Raw genomic sequence first — 15,845 nt, 5'->3', positions numbered from 1 at the left:
GCGGGCTAGTAAGTCGCTTCGATCCGCCACTGCTTCCCTTTGCATACCAGCAGAAATGCGTGGTCTTTCGGAGCATCCTTGCGGTGTCCGCTGTGGGGCCCACTATGGGTTTCTTCGCGGGTTTCCTCGCGGGCTGCGACCTGCAGCCGGGCGTAGCGCTTCCCCTCGGCCCACCAGTGCTCGTCGACCGGCCAGGGGCCGGCCCATCCGGTGATGCGGAGCCGCCGGGCGCCCCAGTGCAGAGTTTCCGGCGGGGAGCTCATCAGCCCGCGGCCGGTAACGTACACGGCATCACCCTGGCGGTCCAGCAGCGCCAGCCGCGCTGCGGGGTGCGCGGCGCTGGGATTACGTTCACTGGGGCCACGGCCGCCGGAGTTGCGACCGCTGGCACCGGGGGTGCCATCATCACTGGTTGGCGAGCCGATCAGCCCTGGCAAAGGGGGCAACAGTTGCCCTTCCCATTGGCGGGTCGGCAGGGCGGTTACCTCCTCCGGGTCGTCCTCCCCGTAGGGCACGGTGGCGATACGGCGGGCTACGGCACGGCCTCCGTGGTGGATGGGACGGAGCACGCGGTTCATGCCGATCAGTGCTTGCGCCCGCCCGGCGGCGGCACGGGCGGCGCGGATGCCTTCATCTGGCCCGCCCCACAGTGGCGCTGCCAGGCTGCCCGCCGGGACGGTCTCCACGGGAACGAGTTCGATGCACGTCACCCCGACGGTGTTGTCCGCCCAGTCGGCCTCGATGACCCCTCCGTCGGCTCCGCCAGCATTCCCCGCCCCGGCGCGCAGCCGGGTGAGCCAGCCGTCGAGCTGCCAGCGCACCCGCTGGGCGGTGTCCTGTTCCGACAGTGGTTCACGGCAGCGCCACAGTCTCTCGATGACGGTCGGCCCGGTGTATCCCACCGGGGGTTCCAGGTAGGCTCGCACGGCCAGACGCAGGCAGGCCTCGCCAGCTGCGAAGAGCTTGTTGTGCAGCGCAGTGGCTACATGTCGAGCAATAAACGCGGCGGTTTCGGTCCGCGCGATGGGTTCATCGGCCTCGTAGCGCAGCTCTAGATCTTCCCGGTGCCGTCGGGGCGCCACATCCCGGTCGACGTGCCCGCTGGCGATGCGGTGCCACTCCACGGCCTCCTGCCCGAAGCGCGCGGCCACGTCCGCGCGCGGCAACCCGGCAAAGTCGCGCATCGTGCGTAGCCCCAGCTGCTGCAAGGTGGCGCTGAGGTGTGCGGGGGCGCGCAGCTCCGGCTCGATGCTCAGCACGCTGATCGGCAACCCCGCGATGAACTCCGCACTGCCGCCCACGGGGATGCTCTTGCCCAGCCGGGCCGCCCATACCGCCGAGACCAAGTCATCGGCCACGCCGGCCAAGCAGTCGGCGTGTATCCGCGCGGCGGCATCCAGCAGCTTCTCCACCGCGCTGGCCTCGTTGCCGTAGTACCTGGCTAGCGAGTCCACCGGGAAGGCCAGCAGTCCGGGGCGGAGGGTCTCCACGACTGCGCTGACGTCCTGCAGCGCGGCCAGCACGTCCTCGTGCACGGAGGCCTGCCGGGTGGGATCGTCCGCCGCGATGTTCAGCTGCGGGTACGCCGCCAGGGCATGCCGCTGTTTCATTCCGATCCGGATTCCCTGGGCGCGCGCGGCCGCATTGCAGGCCAGCATCCGGTAATCGGCGATCACCGCAGCGGGCGCCAGCACGTCCCACCCGCGCGACTGCGCCTGGACGTACACCGGCCAATCCGGGAACCACAGCACTGCCACCCGCCTGTTGTGGGCTGCAGGCGCCTCCCGCACCGCGCTATCCGGAGTACGCATGTGCCGTGTCCTCTGTACCCCATGTATCCGCTGTGTCCACGGTGCCCGCTATGCCCGCTGTGCTCTCTGCACCAATCGTCGCCCGCACCGCACTCGGCGGCTGGGCCTTACCCCACACGCGCCCCGCGACCTCCACGGCACGGATGCGCCCACTCCCGCGGCTCAGCCCCAGCACACCGCATACCTGCAGCTCCACGTGCATCCTGGCCTGCGGCCACGCCTTCCCACACACCAGCAAGGCACATTCGCTCTTCCGCAGCCGCGCCTCCACGGGTCGCGCGAAGGTCGGCGCTACGGTCGAGCTCACGGCCCCGCCACCGCCCTGCTTGCCGAGCTGCCCACCCGCCGCAAACAGCACCACATCCATCCCTTCCACCAGCGTGCCCAGCACTGCCGCCGTGTGCGGGGTGGAATCCGGCACCAGCACCAGTCGCTCCACGTCACCGCCAGCGGCCGCCACCGCCGCGATCGCCAGCCGCGGATAATCGACCACCGCCACGCACATCCCCTGCGCCGTCAGGTGCGCCAGCACATCCACCAGCACCGCCGGGCAATCCGAAATCTGCGTTGCCTGCCCACGCGCCACCCCGCCACCCGGCAGGTGCTCGGCCAGCCACGCCGGGACCGGTGCGACGCGCACACTGTTTTCTCTGTGCAGTTCTTTTCTTTGTGACGCCACCTTCCCCGCCGGTGCCGATTCCAGCACCGCCGCGCTCGAAACGCTGGCCATCGGAGCTCCCCCGGATTCGATCTGCTGCATCTTGCGCCGCAAGCTGGCAATCGTCGCCTGCGCCGCAGATTCCCCTGCAGACTGCGCCATGGTTGCCACCTCCCTTCCCTTTTTCCGACACCGCATGTTCTATCAGCGCCCTCGTACAGGGCTACCCCGCACACAACACATATTAGAACACCTGTTCTAACTTGATGGGGTCGAATATATCCCTCCCCGCGCAGCAGCGTCAAGCGCAGAAACAAAGGCGCAGGTTGAAGGGGGCGGAAAAGGTGGCGTCACCTAAAATGGGCAACCATGAGCCCAACAAACCGCAACGAGCCCGTCATCGCCCCACCTACGCCCGTGCGTGCCGCCGCCTCGGTACTCTTCGGCCTGGCAGTGGGCATTATGGTTGCGCCGCTCGCGCCCGGCTTTCAAGCTATCGTGCTGATCCTCAATGTCGGCGCGGCGCTACTTCTGACGTTTAGCCACCCCTACCGCCGACAGGTACGCGCAGAGGTGGAAAAGCGTGGCGAGCGCTACCGCACCAGCGCAGCACAGGTCGCACCCCTATTCCCGCTATGGATCGCACTGATGGCGCTCCCGCTACTGAATACACGCTCGTGGGTTCTCATGGCCATCGCGTGGGTCATCGCCAGCGCGTACACCTGGTTTATCTACCCGCACATCGACGGCACCGCGCACATCAAGCCGATCGACAAAACCAAGAAGAAGTAGCGCTCAAAGAGCACTGCGCTAAAGCAAAACGGCCCGCACTCCCCAAACACCGGGGAGGGCGGGCCGAAAAGCTATTTCAGCTTTTATTAGGAGCCGGAGAGGCTTCCGGACAGGCTGCCGGAAGCACCGGAGCCGGCCGGAGCTGCACCCTTCTTCACAACGATCGGCGCCCCATTGTCGAAGGTCTTGTTGTTGTTCACAACAGCGCCGACTTTTACGCCGGCACCATTCTTGTAGGTACCCTCCTTCTCCGGAGCCTTCCAGGTGAAGTCCAGCAGCAGCGGAGTGGCGGTATTAACCTTGGGCTTCTGCTTAATCAGCAGTCCCTCCGTCCAGGAAACGCGAACCTCGGTCCGGTCATCGGTCTGCTTCACTGCGTACTCGGACTGCCCCAGCTCGTGGACACTATCACCCAGCAGACCACCCTTAATGCGCTCAACCTTCACCAGCTTGAAGCCCTTCGGCATCCACTCAAGGACCTCGTCGATGCGGGTATCGCCCTTCACACCCTGAATCTCAACACGGGTCTTCACGGTAGCGCCCGGAGCAACGGTGGCTGCGCCGTGAACCTGCTTGTACACGTCAACATTCCAGGCCGGACCACCGACGTTACCCAGCTTGACCTTGTCCCCCTCCGGGGTATCCAGGTCCTTCTTGCCACCCAGGGAGCCAGTCAGGCCACCCAGGGAACCAGCCGGCGCGGCGGATGCAACACTTACTCCCACTCGATGGTTCCCGGCGGCTTGCTGGTGACATCCAGCACCACGCGGTTTACTTCCTCCACCTCATTGGTGATGCGCGTGGAGATCTTCTCCAACACGTCGAAAGGAATGCGGGTCCAGTCGGCCGTCATCGCGTCCTCACTGGATACCGGGCGCAGCACGATCGGGTGACCATAGGTGCGGCCATCGCCCTGCACGCCCACGGAGCGCACGTCCGCCAGCAGAACCACCGGGCACTGCCAGATCACGTCGTCCAAGCCCGCGGCGGTCAGCTCAGCACGGGCAATCGCGTCAGCGGCACGCAGAGTCTCCAGGCGATCCTCCGTCACTTCGCCGATGATGCGGATGCCCAGACCCGGCCCCGGGAACGGCTGGCGTGCCACGATTTCCTCCGGCAGGCCCAGCTCGCGACCAACCGCGCGAACCTCGTCCTTGAACAGCAGGCGCAGGGGCTCCACCAGTTCGAACTCCACGTCGTCCGGCAGGCCGCCGACGTTGTGGTGGCTCTTGATATTCGCGGTGCCGGTGCCGCCGCCGGATTCCACCACGTCCGGGTACAGGGTGCCCTGCACCAGGAAGTCCACGCTGGATCCCTCCGGGGCATCGGCCAGCACGCCCGCAACGGCACGTTCGAAGGAGCGGATGAACTCCGCGCCGATAGCCTTGCGCTTAGCCTCCGGCTCAGTCACGCCGGCCAGCTTCTGCAGGAACGCCTCGCGCTCGTCCACCGTCACCAGCTTCGCGCCGGTGGCGGCCACAAAGTCCTTCTCCACCTGCTCGCGCTCACCGGCGCGCAGCAGACCGTGGTCGACGAACACACAGGTCAGACGGTCACCGATCGCGCGCTGCACCAGCGCGGCGGCCACGGCGGAATCCACGCCACCGGACAGGCCGCAGATAGCGCGCCCTTCGTCGCCGATCTGCTCGCGCACCTGCTCAATCAGCTGCTCGGCAATGTTGCCCGCGGTCCAGGTCGGCTCCAACCCGGCGGTTTCCAGCAGGAAGCGGCGTAGCACCTCCTGCCCCTTCGGGGAGTGCAGCACCTCAGGGTGGTACTGCACGCCCGCCATGCGCTTTTCCGGGCACTCAAAGGCAGCCACCGGCGCACCCTCGGTGCGGGCCGTCACGGTGAAGCCCTCCGGCGCCTCAGAGACGGAGTCGCCGTGGCTCATCCACACCTGCTGGCTCTCCCCCATGCCCTCGTGCAGCACGCCAGCCTCCGACTGGATCTGCAGCTCGGTACGGCCGTACTCGCGCAGGCCGGTCTTCGCTACGGTTCCACCCATGGCCTGGGTCATTGCTTGGAAGCCGTAGCAGATGCCGAATACCGGCACCCCTAGCTCCAGCAGTTCGGGGTGAAGCGAGGGGGCGTCATCTGCATAAACAGAAGAAGGGCCACCGGAAAGGATCAGGGCCGCGGGGTTCTTCGCGGCGACCTCGTCGGCGGGCATGGTGTGCGGGATGACCTCGGAGTACAGGTTCACCTCGCGCACCCGGCGGGCAATGAGCTGTGCGTATTGCGCGCCGAAATCCACGACAAGTACGGGCCGTGGAGCGGCGGCAGCTGGGTCTTGTTGAGTCACGTCCCTAACTCTAACGCACCTGCGCGCTACGGGGCACACCGGTCGCTTACTAGCTCCGTCCGTCCACGAAGCGCTGCTTGTACCACTCCATCGACGGTGGGGAGAAAATCAGCCCAAGAGATACCGCCGCAATCACGCCGAAGATCGTCGCGAGCCAGAACACACTCGCCTTAATCACCGTGATCGTGATGAACACCAGCGTGACATGCGTGAGCACCAGTCCCGACAAACCCCACGTACGTCCCTGGATAATCATCGCTCCGAACAGCGCGAAGGCAAAGAAGTACAGCCCCACCATCACGCCGGTGGCACCGACGTTCATCTTCACGGTCTCGTCGCCATGCTGTGGCTGGTAGCCCAGGTAGAGCACGGTCGTGGCGATGATGCCAATCACGCCGATTATTATTGACGCCCACGACAGCACCGCTAGCTGCATCGGCAACCGGTCAGTTGTGCGCTGCCACCACTGGGAAATCTTCATTCAGATCAGTTGTGTCTTTCTGTATTAACGGACGACTAACGAACGACTAGGTCGACCTTCTGGAAGCTCTTGATGTCCGTGTATCCACACTTGGCCATCGACCGGCGCAGGGCGCCGATAATGTTCTCTCCACCAACCGGATTGGCAGTCGGGCCGAACAGCAGCTCCTTCAGCGGCAGCGGCTCGTTCCCCAGACCTACCTCTTCCACCAGGCCGCGCGGCAGCTTCGGGTGCCCCGCCGTGGACGGCCAGTACCAGTTAGGAGCACCCGCGGAGGCAGCAGTGGCCAGGGGCAACCCCAGCGAAACGGCATCTGCGCCACAGGCGATGGCCTTAGCTACGTCACCGGAATTGCGCAGCGAGGAGTCAGCGATGATGTGAACGTAGCGGCCACCCGTCTCGTCCAGGTAGTCGCGGCGCGCAGCGGCCGCATCGGCGATGGCGGTGGCCATCGGCACGTCGATACCCAGCGAGTCGTTGTTGGTGGTGTGGCCAGAGCCGATGATCACACCCGCCGCGCCTGTGCGCATCAGGTGCATGGCAGTGGTGTAGTCCACCACGCCACCGGCAATCACCGGGATGTCCAGGCTGCCGATGAACTCCTTCAAGTTCAGCGGCTCGCCGTCGCGGTGCACGTGCTCCGCAGAGACCAGGGTGCCCTGGACCACCAGCAGGTCCATGCCGGACTTGATCAGTGCCGGCGCAAGCTCGCGGGCGTTCTGCGGAGACACACGAACGGCGAAGCGCACGCCGGATTCCCGCACCTGGTTCAGCCGCTCCTGCAGCAGGTCCACGTTCAGATCCAGGGAGTGGAGGCGCTGCAGCTCCGCGTTGGCGCCGAAGATCTCTGAGTCCGAGGTGGCGTCATCCTCCTCGAACAGTGCGGACTCTGCCTTGCGAGCAGCTTCAACAACCCCGCGCAGGGCGACATCCAGGTCATCCACGCGACCCCAGAGGCCTTCGGCATTGATCACCGGAAGGCCGCCCAGCTGACCAAACTCGATAGCGAACTCGGGCGTGACGATCGAATCGGTCGGGTGCGTCATCACCGGGATGTCGAAGGAATAAGCGTCGATCTTCCACGACGTATCCACATCGTGCGAGCTGCGGGTGCGCCGGGACGGCACGATGTCGATTTGGTTCAGGCCATACACCCGACGGGCAGCGCGCCCACGTCCGATGTCAACGTATTCCTGCATGGCTGGATTGCTCCTTAAAGGCGTGCTCTAGCGGTTCGGGTTGTAGTTCGGCGCTTCCATGATGCCCTGCACATCGTGCGGGTGCGATTCGCGCAGGCCCGCGCCAGTGATGCGCACGAAGCGTGCGTTGTGCAGCTCGGGGATCGTCGCCGCGCCGGTGTAGCCCATGGCAGCGCGCAGGCCACCGACCTGCTGGTGCAGGATCGAGCCGATCGAGCCGCGGAACGGCACACGGCCCTCGATACCTTCCGGCACCAGCTTCTCCTCGGACTGCACGTCGGCCTGGAAGTAGCGGTCCTTGGAGTAGGAGCGCTTCTCGCCGGTCAGGCCACGGCCCTGCATGGCACCCATGGAGCCCATGCCGCGGTAGCGCTTGTACTGCTTGCCGCTGATGGTCACGATCTCACCGGGGGTCTCGGCCGATCCGGCGAGCATGGAGCCCAGCATTACTGTGGACGCCCCAGCCGCCAGCGCCTTGGCGATGTCGCCGGAGAACTGCATGCCTCCGTCGGCGATGATCGGCACGCCCGCCTTCTTAGCCGGGACGGCTGCTTCCATGATGGCGGTGATCTGCGGGGCACCAACACCCGCGACGACGCGGGTGGTGCAGATGGAGCCCGGGCCGATGCCGACCTTGATGGCATCCGCGCCGGCCTCGATCATGGCCTGCGCTGCCTCGCGGGTGGCGAGGTTGCCGCCGACGACGTCCACGCGGTCGCCAAACTCCTTCTTCACACGGGAGACCATGTCCAGCACGCCGCGGTTGTGAGCGTGGGCGGTATCGACGATCAGCACGTCCACGCCGGCATCCACCAGGCTGCCCGCGCGGGTCCAGGCATCCTCACCGGTGCCGATGCCGGCGGCGGCCAGCAGGCGACCGGAGGAATCCTTAGCAGCCAGCGGGTACTGCTCGCGCTTGGCGAAATCCTTGACGGTGATCAGGCCGGTCAGCTTGCCAGCGCCGTCGACGATCGGCAGCTTCTCTACCTTGTTCTCGGAAAGCAGGCTCAGGGCAGCTTCGGCGGACACGCCTTCCTGGGCGACGACCAGCGGCATGGGGGTCATGGTCTCGGAAACCTTGCGGCTGAAGTCACTTTCGAAGCGCATGTCGCGGTTAGTGAGGATGCCGACCAACACGCCCTCGTCATCCACAACCGGCAGGCCGGAGATGCGGTAGCGGGCGCATAGATCATCTACTTCCTGGATGGTCATATCCGGGGAAGCAGTAACCGGGTCGGTGATCATTCCGGCTTCGGAGCGCTTGACGATCTCTACTTGCTGCGCCTGGTCCTCGATGGACAGGTTGCGGTGCAGCACGCCGATGCCGCCGTGGCGGGCCATGGCGACGGCCATGCGGGCCTCGGTGACGGTATCCATGGCGGCGGAGGCCACCGGGATGTTCAGATCGATGTTGCGAGTGAACTTCGTGGAGGTGTCCACGCCGGAGGGGATCACCTCGGAGGCGGCGGGCAGCAGCAGGACGTCATCGAAAGTCAGTCCAACCAGTGCAACCTTGTTGGGGTCGTCGCCGCCGGTGGAAACTGGGTACATCTTCGCGTTCATCTCTGGGTTCGTCACGGGTTGCCCGACCTTCCTCTAGAAAATTCTGCGGCGCTCCCCTGCCAGGGCTTGGGTGCCTGGGAGTTCTCGCCGTCTTTTCGCCGATGTACTACAGAATAACCCTTTGCAGCGCGTTTTTGTGTGCCGGGGTTAGGTAGCGGAAGACGGGGTGCGCACTACGGCGCCAGGTGGGTCAACGAGGTGACAAATACGCCACTGGGAAGCCGAACACTCAAGTTACCTCCCGTAACGATCAACAACAGCGGAGGCGTGTCCCAGCCAAACCTATCTGCGAAAGCCTGGAGGTTTTGAGCAGCCCTATCCAGTACCTGGGAGCTCTGTCCCAACTTAACCTCCACAAGCACCGTCCTGCCTGCCAATTCAAAGACCGCATCTACCTCTAGCCCGGATGCATCACGGGCGTGAAAGATCTGCCGCCCCGTGAGCACACGCAGGTCGTGCACCACCTGGGATTCAAACATCTGACCTGAGTATTCAAGGTTCTGCAGTAGCTTTTCCGGGGATGCCTCCAACACAGCTGCAGCCAGCGCAGGGTCCGCAAGGTGCCGTTTCGGCACCTTGCGGAGGCTGGCACGCGAACGCAGATGAGAAGACCAGGCGCGTTGCTCCTCGGCAATAAAGATCCGCTGTAGCGCAGTGAGGTACTCCCTAGTAGTCGCTCGATCAATATCAATATCGGCAGCGATCGCGCTAATGGACTGCTCTGTCGCCACCCCTCGCGCCAACGAGCGCAAGAGCGCCTGAACCTTCACGGGATCCCGACGCCTGCCGTCGGTGACATTAATGTCTACGTGCGCCACGGTCTCTGCGTAGCTACGCAGGTTTTCCTGAGCCGCAGCTGTAGAAAAATGTCGGTTTCCAGGCCAACCTCCGTGGGCCATACGGTCGATGACTCCTCGGATATCCAACACAGTTTCACTGTTGTGCGTCAGTTCGCCTTCTTCCACCAGCTTCGAAAGGGACACAGCACCGTTGGAATGGCCAGACTCGTAGAAACCGAAGGTGTGCATTCGCAACCGGGCTATTCTTCCCGCCCCGGAGTGGCGGGACTGCTCCTCCCCCGGCGCAGTTGAGCCTGTAAGGATGAATTGCCCCGGTGCTTGGCGCCGGTCAATCTCATGCCGCACTAGGTTCCACAGTCGGGGCTCCTCCTGCCATTCGTCGAATACGCGGGGAGTGGCGCCGCTCAGCGCCAGGTCTGGCATGGTGTTGAGCTGTGTCTCTAGATTAAGATCCGTATCCACCTGCACGAGGCTGCCCGCTATTTGGCGCGCCGTCGCAGACTTTCCGCAGCCTTTCGGCCCTTCGATGAGCACTCCGCCGGCACGTTCTAAGGCGCTCTGTAGTCGTCTATCTTCAACTCTAGGAAGGTATTCCACAGCTAACCTCACCAGCCATTTTCACTTGATCCATCAGTTTACTGCCGTTTCATTCCCCACTTTATCAGCGATTCATCCACCAGTTTGTAGACGATCTATTCCCCAGTTTGGGCGCGTTTCATTCCCCAGTTTGGAGTGAGGCGATGCTTTTGCCTTGCATTACCGGCTACAGGGTACGGTGTTGGTGTGAGCTTTAACCACGATCAGATGCCGCCGGACCCTTTCGCCGATGATCCGAACGACCCTGCGTCGTTCCTGGATCCCGACGAGTTTGATGAGGCCGTTCCGCCGTTGTCTCCCGATGAGGTTCAGGCTCTGCGGGAGGATCTGCAGAACGTCCGGGATTTCCGCAAGCTGTTGGAACCGCGCGGGGTTCGCGGGATCACCATGCTGTGTGAGGATTGCGAGGACAGTCATTTCTACGACTGGGACATCATCGAGTCGAATATTCGCACGATGCTGAACAACGAGCTGGTGCCAGTGCACGAGCCGTCAGCGCAGCCAAACCCGAATGATTATGTGACTTGGGATTATTGCCTGGGCTATGCGGACGCGATCGATTTCGCGTTCCACGGACTGCGTCCGCCGTTCCTCTGGGGGAAGTAGTTAGCTACCTTCCGCGCGCGGGGAGTTGTAGTCGGTAAGCACCGGCAGCGGCTCTGGGTTACGCGCCCCGCCCGTGGTCGGGGTCGGTCGATCCTGACGGGGCGACGCAGGCTCGCGTGGCTTCTGGGTCTTCGAGGTCGTCGTTTTCGACGTCGTATCAGTGGGGTTAGCCGGCGCCGGGACGCCCATCGGCATCGCCGGTCCCAGCTGCCCGGGGGCTTCCGCCCCTCCAGGGGTTTCCGTTCCACCGAGCAGGATGGTGGTCGTTGGGATTGCCTCCCCAGCCGGCGCCTCAGGAGCCTTGGAGCTCTTCGTAGCGGGCTTACTCGGCTTACCCTTTTCCTCCTGGCGCTGCTCGCCCTTGGGCTTACGGTCGCCCTGTTCGCCGCGGCTCTGCTTGTCTGCGACGCTCTCTTCATTGAGGACGCTACTTTGTCCGCCCGCGGAGCTCTCAGCAAGACTGCTGGAGCCCTCCACCTCGACAGCGTCCTCTTCAGCCACTGTCTCGCGCTTCACGTGCGCGCCCTGCGAGCTGGAGTAGGCAGCGTATCCCAGACCTCCCACAGCAATAGCGGCAGCCACTCCGCCGGCGATCAGCATGCTGGTCAGAGAAATACCTCCGGCAGCAGCCGCCTTGGCGCTAGTCCGCAGCAGGCGCGAACTGTTGCCGGCACCCCCAGCCGCTTCCGCCGGTTCAGCTTCGGATTCTTCGCCACCGTCTTCCGCAAACAGGAAGCTTACGTCCGGCGCGGGCGGAATATCCCGGTAGAACTCCTCACGGTGCGCAACCAGGTCCGCAAAAACAGGGTCATTGGAGTCAAAGTTTTCCGTTTCCGGAATCGCCTCGCCGCGGCCGATCGCATCAAGGATGCGATCTACATCCAGGATGGAAGCGAAGTTTTCCTCGCCCTCCCGGAAGCCGTCATTCTGCGCCATGGCTGTTGAGCTCTTTTCTTTCCTGAACTACCCGAAGGTAGCTGCCTACTGTTGAATAATTCCGTGTTTCTTTAGCTTCATAACCGCGCGGTGCTGAGCTACGCGAACGGCCGTTGGCTTCGAACCCACGATCTCCGCAGTCTCCTCTGCGGAGTAGCCGTGAATAACTCGAAGAAGAAGGATTTCTCGTGATTTCTCACTAAGAATATCGAGCTTCCTAGCCAAATCGTTACATGAATCTTGGCTTAAGTACACCTCTTCAGGTAAATCCTGGAAACTCTCTTCCTCTGGCAGCTCCTCCGTCGGATCGGATACGTCCCGCTGTTGGAAACGGTAGGCGTCAGTAATCTTGTTTCGCGCCACCTGGTAGACGAAGGCCATAAACGGTGCCCCACGATCCTCATACCCGGGTAGAGCCTTAGCAACCGCAATGCAGACATCCTGTGCAACGTCATCGGGCGTGGGGTAGCCATTCATGCTCAGCTTGCCGCGACAGAAGAGAACCACCTTTGGGTGGATCAGCTGAATAAGACGATTAACTGCACGACGGTCTTGATCAATGGCCGCCGGGAGGAGATCTCGAATCTCCTCGTCGGTTTCCTGGTCTGCAGCCATCGCCTCTACTCCGTCAAATGCTCGAACGTCTTTATCAATGTGGATTGAAACTATCACACCGCGCCGACAGCCCCAGATCGACTAAAAAGGGGACTGTTCGATTACTCCTCACGCGGATGCAATGGAACAAACCTGAAACATGTTCCCATTTTTGCTCTGGTTTTTCAGCTAACCTCAACCTTCCTGGCAGCCTTATTTGGCAATCCCCCAGCAAGATCACGGGAAGATGGCAGCAAGCAGCGAATTTTTTAACCCCCTTTGGGGGAATCTAGGCGTGGCGTAGAAACAAGTTAATCCATTGTTCAACTAGCCGCATTCCCGCAGGTAGGCGGCTACCGCTGTGTGAAATAGGTATGTCGGAACAGGTTTTGGATACCCAAAAGGCACTCGTTCTTTACTTAGAGTTCATTTAAGGATTGGAACCTCTCAGACGTCACTACAAGTGAGCATCTGACTTTTCACGAGGAGTAACCACCTAATGCCACAGCCCAGCCAGCTTCCGGGACCTGCTTCTTCGACTTGGGAATGGCAACTCCATGGCGCATGCCGCGGGGCTGATTCTTCTGTCTTCTTCCACCCGGATGGCGAGCGTGGCCGTGCCCGTGCCATGCGCGAGCACCGCGCCAAGGCCATCTGCCGTGAGTGCCCGGTGATTGAGCAGTGCCGCAACCACGCACTCAGCGTGGGCGAGCCCTACGGCATCTGGGGCGGCCTCAGCGAGTCCGAGCGCGACGCTATCCTGCGCCCCACTTCTCGCAACCGCAACCGCCGCGTAGCCTCCTAGCAGCCGACTGGGTGCACAAAGAATAAAGGGAGAGGGACTATCCCTCTCCCTTTAATGCTGCGCTGCCTAGCAGCGGGCTACAGCGGCTATCCCACTAGTGGGCGTGGCCAGCGTGTGCCCCTGCCTGGGCAGCCGGAGCGGCCGGCTTGTCCACCACGGCGGTCTCAGTCGTCAGCACCATGCGGGCGACGGAGGTGGCGTTAACCACAGCGGAGTGGGTCACCTTCACCGGGTCGATGATTCCCTGCTCCAGCAGGTTGCCGTACTCCAGGGTGGCGGCGTTGAAGCCCGAGCCGTTGGGCTGCTCGGCGATCTTGGAGACCACAACGGCGCCGTCCAGGCCGGCGTTGTCGGCGATCCAGTATGCCGGGCGACGCAGAGCGCGAGCCAGGGAACGCAGGCCGATGGCCTCATCACCTTCTGCCTGGCGGGACAGCTCCTCGATCTCAGCGGCGATCTGCACCAGTACGGAGCCGCCACCGGCGATTACACCTTCCTGGCTGGCGGCACGTGCAGCGTTGATCGCATCCTCGATACGCAGCTTGCGCTCGTTGACCTCGGTCTCGGTAGCGCCACCGGCGCGGATGACGGCCACGCCGCCGGACAGCTTCGCCAGACGCTCCTCGAACTTCTCCTTATCCCAGGAGGAGTCGGTGCGCTCGATGTCGTTGCGGATCTGGTTGCGGCGCTCCTCGACGGCCTCGGCGGAACCAGCACCGTCGACCAGCACGGTCTCTTCCTTGGTGATGTTCACGCGACGGGCAGAACCCAGCTGCTCCAGAGTGGTCTCAGAGAGCTTGTGGCCCAGCTCGCTGTCGATGACGGTACCGCCGGTGACGATAGCCAGGTCGTCCATGAACGCAGAGCGACGGTCGCCGAAGTACGGAGACTTCACGGCCGCGACCTTCAGCGACTTGCGGATGGCGTTCAGCACCAGCATCTGCAGCGGCTCGCCCTCGATGTCCTCGGCGACGATCAGCAGCGGCTTACCGGAGTTGGCAACCTTCTCCAGCACCGGCAGGAAGTCCGGCAGGGAGGAGATCTTCTCGCGCACCAGCAGGATCAGCGGGTTTTCCAGCTCTGCGTGGCCGGTCTCCTGGTCCGTAACGAAGTACGGAGACAGGTAGCCCTTGTCGAAGGAAACACCCTCGGTGACGATCGATTCGTCCTCGATGGACTGGGACTCTTCGACGGTCACCACGCCGTCCTTGCCCACCTTGTCGAAAGCATCGGCAACCATGGCGCCGATCTTTTCGTCGCGGGAAGAAACGGTGGCGACGTTGGCGATGGCGGCGTTGTCCGCAACTGGCTGCGCCAGCTCGCGCAGCAGTTCCACAACGCGCTCAGTGCCCTGGGCGATGCCGCGGTTCACGGCGATCGGGTTGGCGCCGGCTGCCACGGTGCGCAGACCCTCGTTGATCAGAGCCTGTGCCAGTAGCGTAGCGGTGGTGGTGCCGTCGCCGGCGATGTCGTTGGTCTTGATGGCAACGGACTTAACCAGCTGGGCACCCAGGTTCTCGAAGGGATCTTCCAGGTCGATGTCGCGAGCAATGGTCACGCCATCGTTGGTTACGGTCGGGCCACCGAAGGCCTTGTCCAGCACGACGTTGCGGCCGCGCGGGCCTAGGGTCACCTTCACCGCGTCCGCCAGGGCGTCTACGCCCTTCTGCAGACCCTCGCGGGCCTCTTGATCAAATGCGATGAGTTTTGACATGCAACTACCCGCTTACTTTTCGATGACAGCGAGGATGTCGCGCTGGGTCAGCAGCAGATACTCTTCGCCGTTGTACTTCAGCTCGGTGCCGCCGTACTTGGAGAAGATGACGGTGTCCCCCTCCTTCACATCCACCGGGATGCGGTCGTCGTCATCTGCCCAGCGGCCGGGGCCGACTGCGATGACGGTGGCCTCCTGCGGCTTCTCCTTAGCAGAGTCCGGGATGACTAGGCCGGATGCGGTAGTAGTCTCCGCCTCGACGATCTGGACGAGGACGCGGTCCTCAAGGGGCTTGATGTTGACGTTAGCCACGATTGAATACCTCCGTGTATTCGAGCTGTAGGTTTCACTCTTGTGAACTGTTGTGCCGGTTGGTTTTCCAGATACAGCCGTCGTCGCGGGTGAACAACTGTGAGTCAAACAACCTATCTGGCACTCTACCCTCGCAAGTGCTAACGCTCAACCAGCCCCGGTGCTAGGTCCCCGGCGCTAGATCCCCTTAGTCAGGTTAACCACCGCGTTGTACCACAGCTCGTAATCCTTGGCGTTGTCTTCCTTGTAGTTCTCAACTGCGCGGATGCCGTTGTGGATGGACTCGATGTCCTCGTCGGTCAGCCCAGCCCCCTCGTCGCCGACGAACAGCACGGGGCCGAGGATCGCGCGAGCCGGGTCAGAGATGAAGCTGGAGTCGCCGGTCTCCTGCTCCTTGCGCCCCATGGAAGCCAGCGGGTTCGGCTCCGGGTTCTCCGCCTTGCGTGCGTCGGAGGAGTAAATCGCGGCGACGGTCAGGCCACTCTCCACGAAAACCACGTGCAGGCGATCCTGCTCGCTTCCGCCCAGAACGTCGGCAGCTTCCGACAGGTCAATGTCCATTTCCTTCGTCTGAAGGTCCGGCGTTACCAGCATGCTGCGTGGCATATTAGGCTCCTAGCTTGTTGTGTGATGAAGAAGTTGTGAGTTTTTGGACAGTCACAGAACATCTTG

Annotated in this window: 16 protein-coding genes; 3 read left to right on the top strand and 13 right to left on the bottom strand. The window is 63.1% G+C overall.

The window, feature by feature from the left end; translation table 11 throughout:
- Window positions 1-5: 5 nt before the first annotated feature.
- Window positions 6-1,811: a DNA polymerase Y family protein gene (locus QKE30_RS04905; RefSeq protein ID WP_347934238.1), complete on the bottom strand. Its 1,806-nt coding sequence runs from the start codon at window positions 1,809-1,811 to the stop codon at window positions 6-8.
- Window positions 1,795-2,631, bottom strand: coding sequence for a hypothetical protein (locus tag QKE30_RS04900; RefSeq protein ID WP_239199174.1), 837 nt, complete (start codon window positions 2,629-2,631; stop codon window positions 1,795-1,797). The genes QKE30_RS04905 and QKE30_RS04900 overlap by 17 nt, the downstream gene beginning before the upstream one ends.
- Before the next feature lie 207 nt (window positions 2,632-2,838).
- Between QKE30_RS04900 and QKE30_RS04895 the strand changes: the two genes are divergently transcribed.
- On the top strand, window positions 2,839-3,261 hold the full coding sequence (locus QKE30_RS04895) for a hypothetical protein (protein ID WP_239199171.1): 423 nt from the start codon (window positions 2,839-2,841) through the stop codon (window positions 3,259-3,261).
- 86 nt (window positions 3,262-3,347) lie between these two features.
- Here QKE30_RS04895 and QKE30_RS04890 read toward each other — a convergent pair whose 3' ends face one another.
- The 6 genes from QKE30_RS04890 to QKE30_RS04865 all read right to left on the bottom strand — a co-directional run bounded on the left by QKE30_RS04890 (window position 3,348) and on the right by QKE30_RS04865 (window position 10,206).
- Window positions 3,348-3,986, bottom strand: coding sequence for a hypothetical protein (locus tag QKE30_RS04890; protein ID WP_239199168.1), 639 nt, complete (start codon window positions 3,984-3,986; stop codon window positions 3,348-3,350).
- The gene (guaA, locus tag QKE30_RS04885) at window positions 3,977-5,566 is read right to left on the bottom strand and encodes a glutamine-hydrolyzing GMP synthase (protein ID WP_011274088.1); all 1,590 of its coding nucleotides are present in this window, start codon (window positions 5,564-5,566) and stop codon (window positions 3,977-3,979) included. Before guaA ends, QKE30_RS04890 begins: the two co-directional genes overlap by 10 nt.
- 49 nt (window positions 5,567-5,615) lie before the next feature.
- Window positions 5,616-6,047 carry a hypothetical protein gene (locus QKE30_RS04880; protein WP_239199165.1) on the bottom strand — a complete coding sequence of 144 codons (432 nt, stop codon included), beginning with the start codon at window positions 6,045-6,047 and terminating at the stop codon, window positions 5,616-5,618.
- A 35-nt stretch (window positions 6,048-6,082) separates the two neighbouring features.
- A complete protein-coding gene (locus tag QKE30_RS04875) occupies window positions 6,083-7,246 on the bottom strand; it encodes a GuaB3 family IMP dehydrogenase-related protein (protein WP_239199162.1) in 1,164 nt (387 codons plus the stop codon).
- 27 nt (window positions 7,247-7,273) lie between these two features.
- Entirely contained in the window at window positions 7,274-8,809 is a 1,536-nt protein-coding gene (guaB, locus tag QKE30_RS04870) for an IMP dehydrogenase (RefSeq protein WP_239199458.1), read from the bottom strand.
- A 173-nt stretch (window positions 8,810-8,982) separates the two neighbouring features.
- Window positions 8,983-10,206, bottom strand: coding sequence for a DUF4143 domain-containing protein (locus QKE30_RS04865; RefSeq protein ID WP_347934237.1), 1,224 nt, complete (start codon window positions 10,204-10,206; stop codon window positions 8,983-8,985).
- A 207-nt stretch (window positions 10,207-10,413) separates the two neighbouring features.
- Between QKE30_RS04865 and QKE30_RS04860 the strand changes: the two genes are divergently transcribed.
- A complete protein-coding gene (locus QKE30_RS04860; protein WP_034985018.1) occupies window positions 10,414-10,812 on the top strand; it encodes a DUF5319 domain-containing protein in 399 nt (132 codons plus the stop codon).
- Here QKE30_RS04860 and QKE30_RS04855 read toward each other — a convergent pair whose 3' ends face one another.
- Window positions 10,813-11,748 (bottom strand): hypothetical protein, encoded by a 936-nt coding sequence (locus tag QKE30_RS04855; RefSeq protein ID WP_239199156.1) that lies wholly within the window; start codon window positions 11,746-11,748, stop codon window positions 10,813-10,815.
- Between the two features lie 45 nt (window positions 11,749-11,793).
- Complete coding sequence (locus tag QKE30_RS04850) at window positions 11,794-12,363, bottom strand: sigma-70 family RNA polymerase sigma factor (RefSeq protein ID WP_269944071.1); 570 nt, start codon at window positions 12,361-12,363, stop codon at window positions 11,794-11,796.
- 478 nt (window positions 12,364-12,841) lie between these two features.
- Here QKE30_RS04850 and QKE30_RS04845 point away from each other — a divergent pair, with 478 nt between their 5' ends.
- On the top strand, window positions 12,842-13,147 hold the full coding sequence (locus QKE30_RS04845; protein WP_005291806.1) for a WhiB family transcriptional regulator: 306 nt from the start codon (window positions 12,842-12,844) through the stop codon (window positions 13,145-13,147).
- Window positions 13,148-13,241: 94 nt separating this feature from the next.
- On the opposite strand, the gene groL is transcribed toward QKE30_RS04845, so the two are convergent.
- The 3 genes from groL to QKE30_RS04830 all read right to left on the bottom strand — a co-directional run bounded on the left by groL (window position 13,242) and on the right by QKE30_RS04830 (window position 15,779).
- Window positions 13,242-14,861 carry a chaperonin GroEL gene (gene groL, locus QKE30_RS04840; protein ID WP_049049767.1) on the bottom strand — a complete coding sequence of 540 codons (1,620 nt, stop codon included), beginning with the start codon at window positions 14,859-14,861 and terminating at the stop codon, window positions 13,242-13,244.
- A 12-nt stretch (window positions 14,862-14,873) separates the two neighbouring features.
- Window positions 14,874-15,173: a co-chaperone GroES gene (gene groES / locus QKE30_RS04835; protein WP_034972436.1), complete on the bottom strand. Its 300-nt coding sequence runs from the start codon at window positions 15,171-15,173 to the stop codon at window positions 14,874-14,876.
- A 177-nt stretch (window positions 15,174-15,350) separates the two neighbouring features.
- Complete coding sequence (locus tag QKE30_RS04830; RefSeq protein ID WP_034972438.1) at window positions 15,351-15,779, bottom strand: hypothetical protein; 429 nt, start codon at window positions 15,777-15,779, stop codon at window positions 15,351-15,353.
- Window positions 15,780-15,845 lie beyond the last annotated feature (66 nt).

This window comes from Corynebacterium sp. c24Ua_83 (genome assembly GCF_039907245.1).
GTDB lineage: Bacteria > Actinomycetota > Actinomycetes > Mycobacteriales > Mycobacteriaceae > Corynebacterium.
This window is presented reverse-complemented; position numbering and strand designations above follow the sequence as displayed.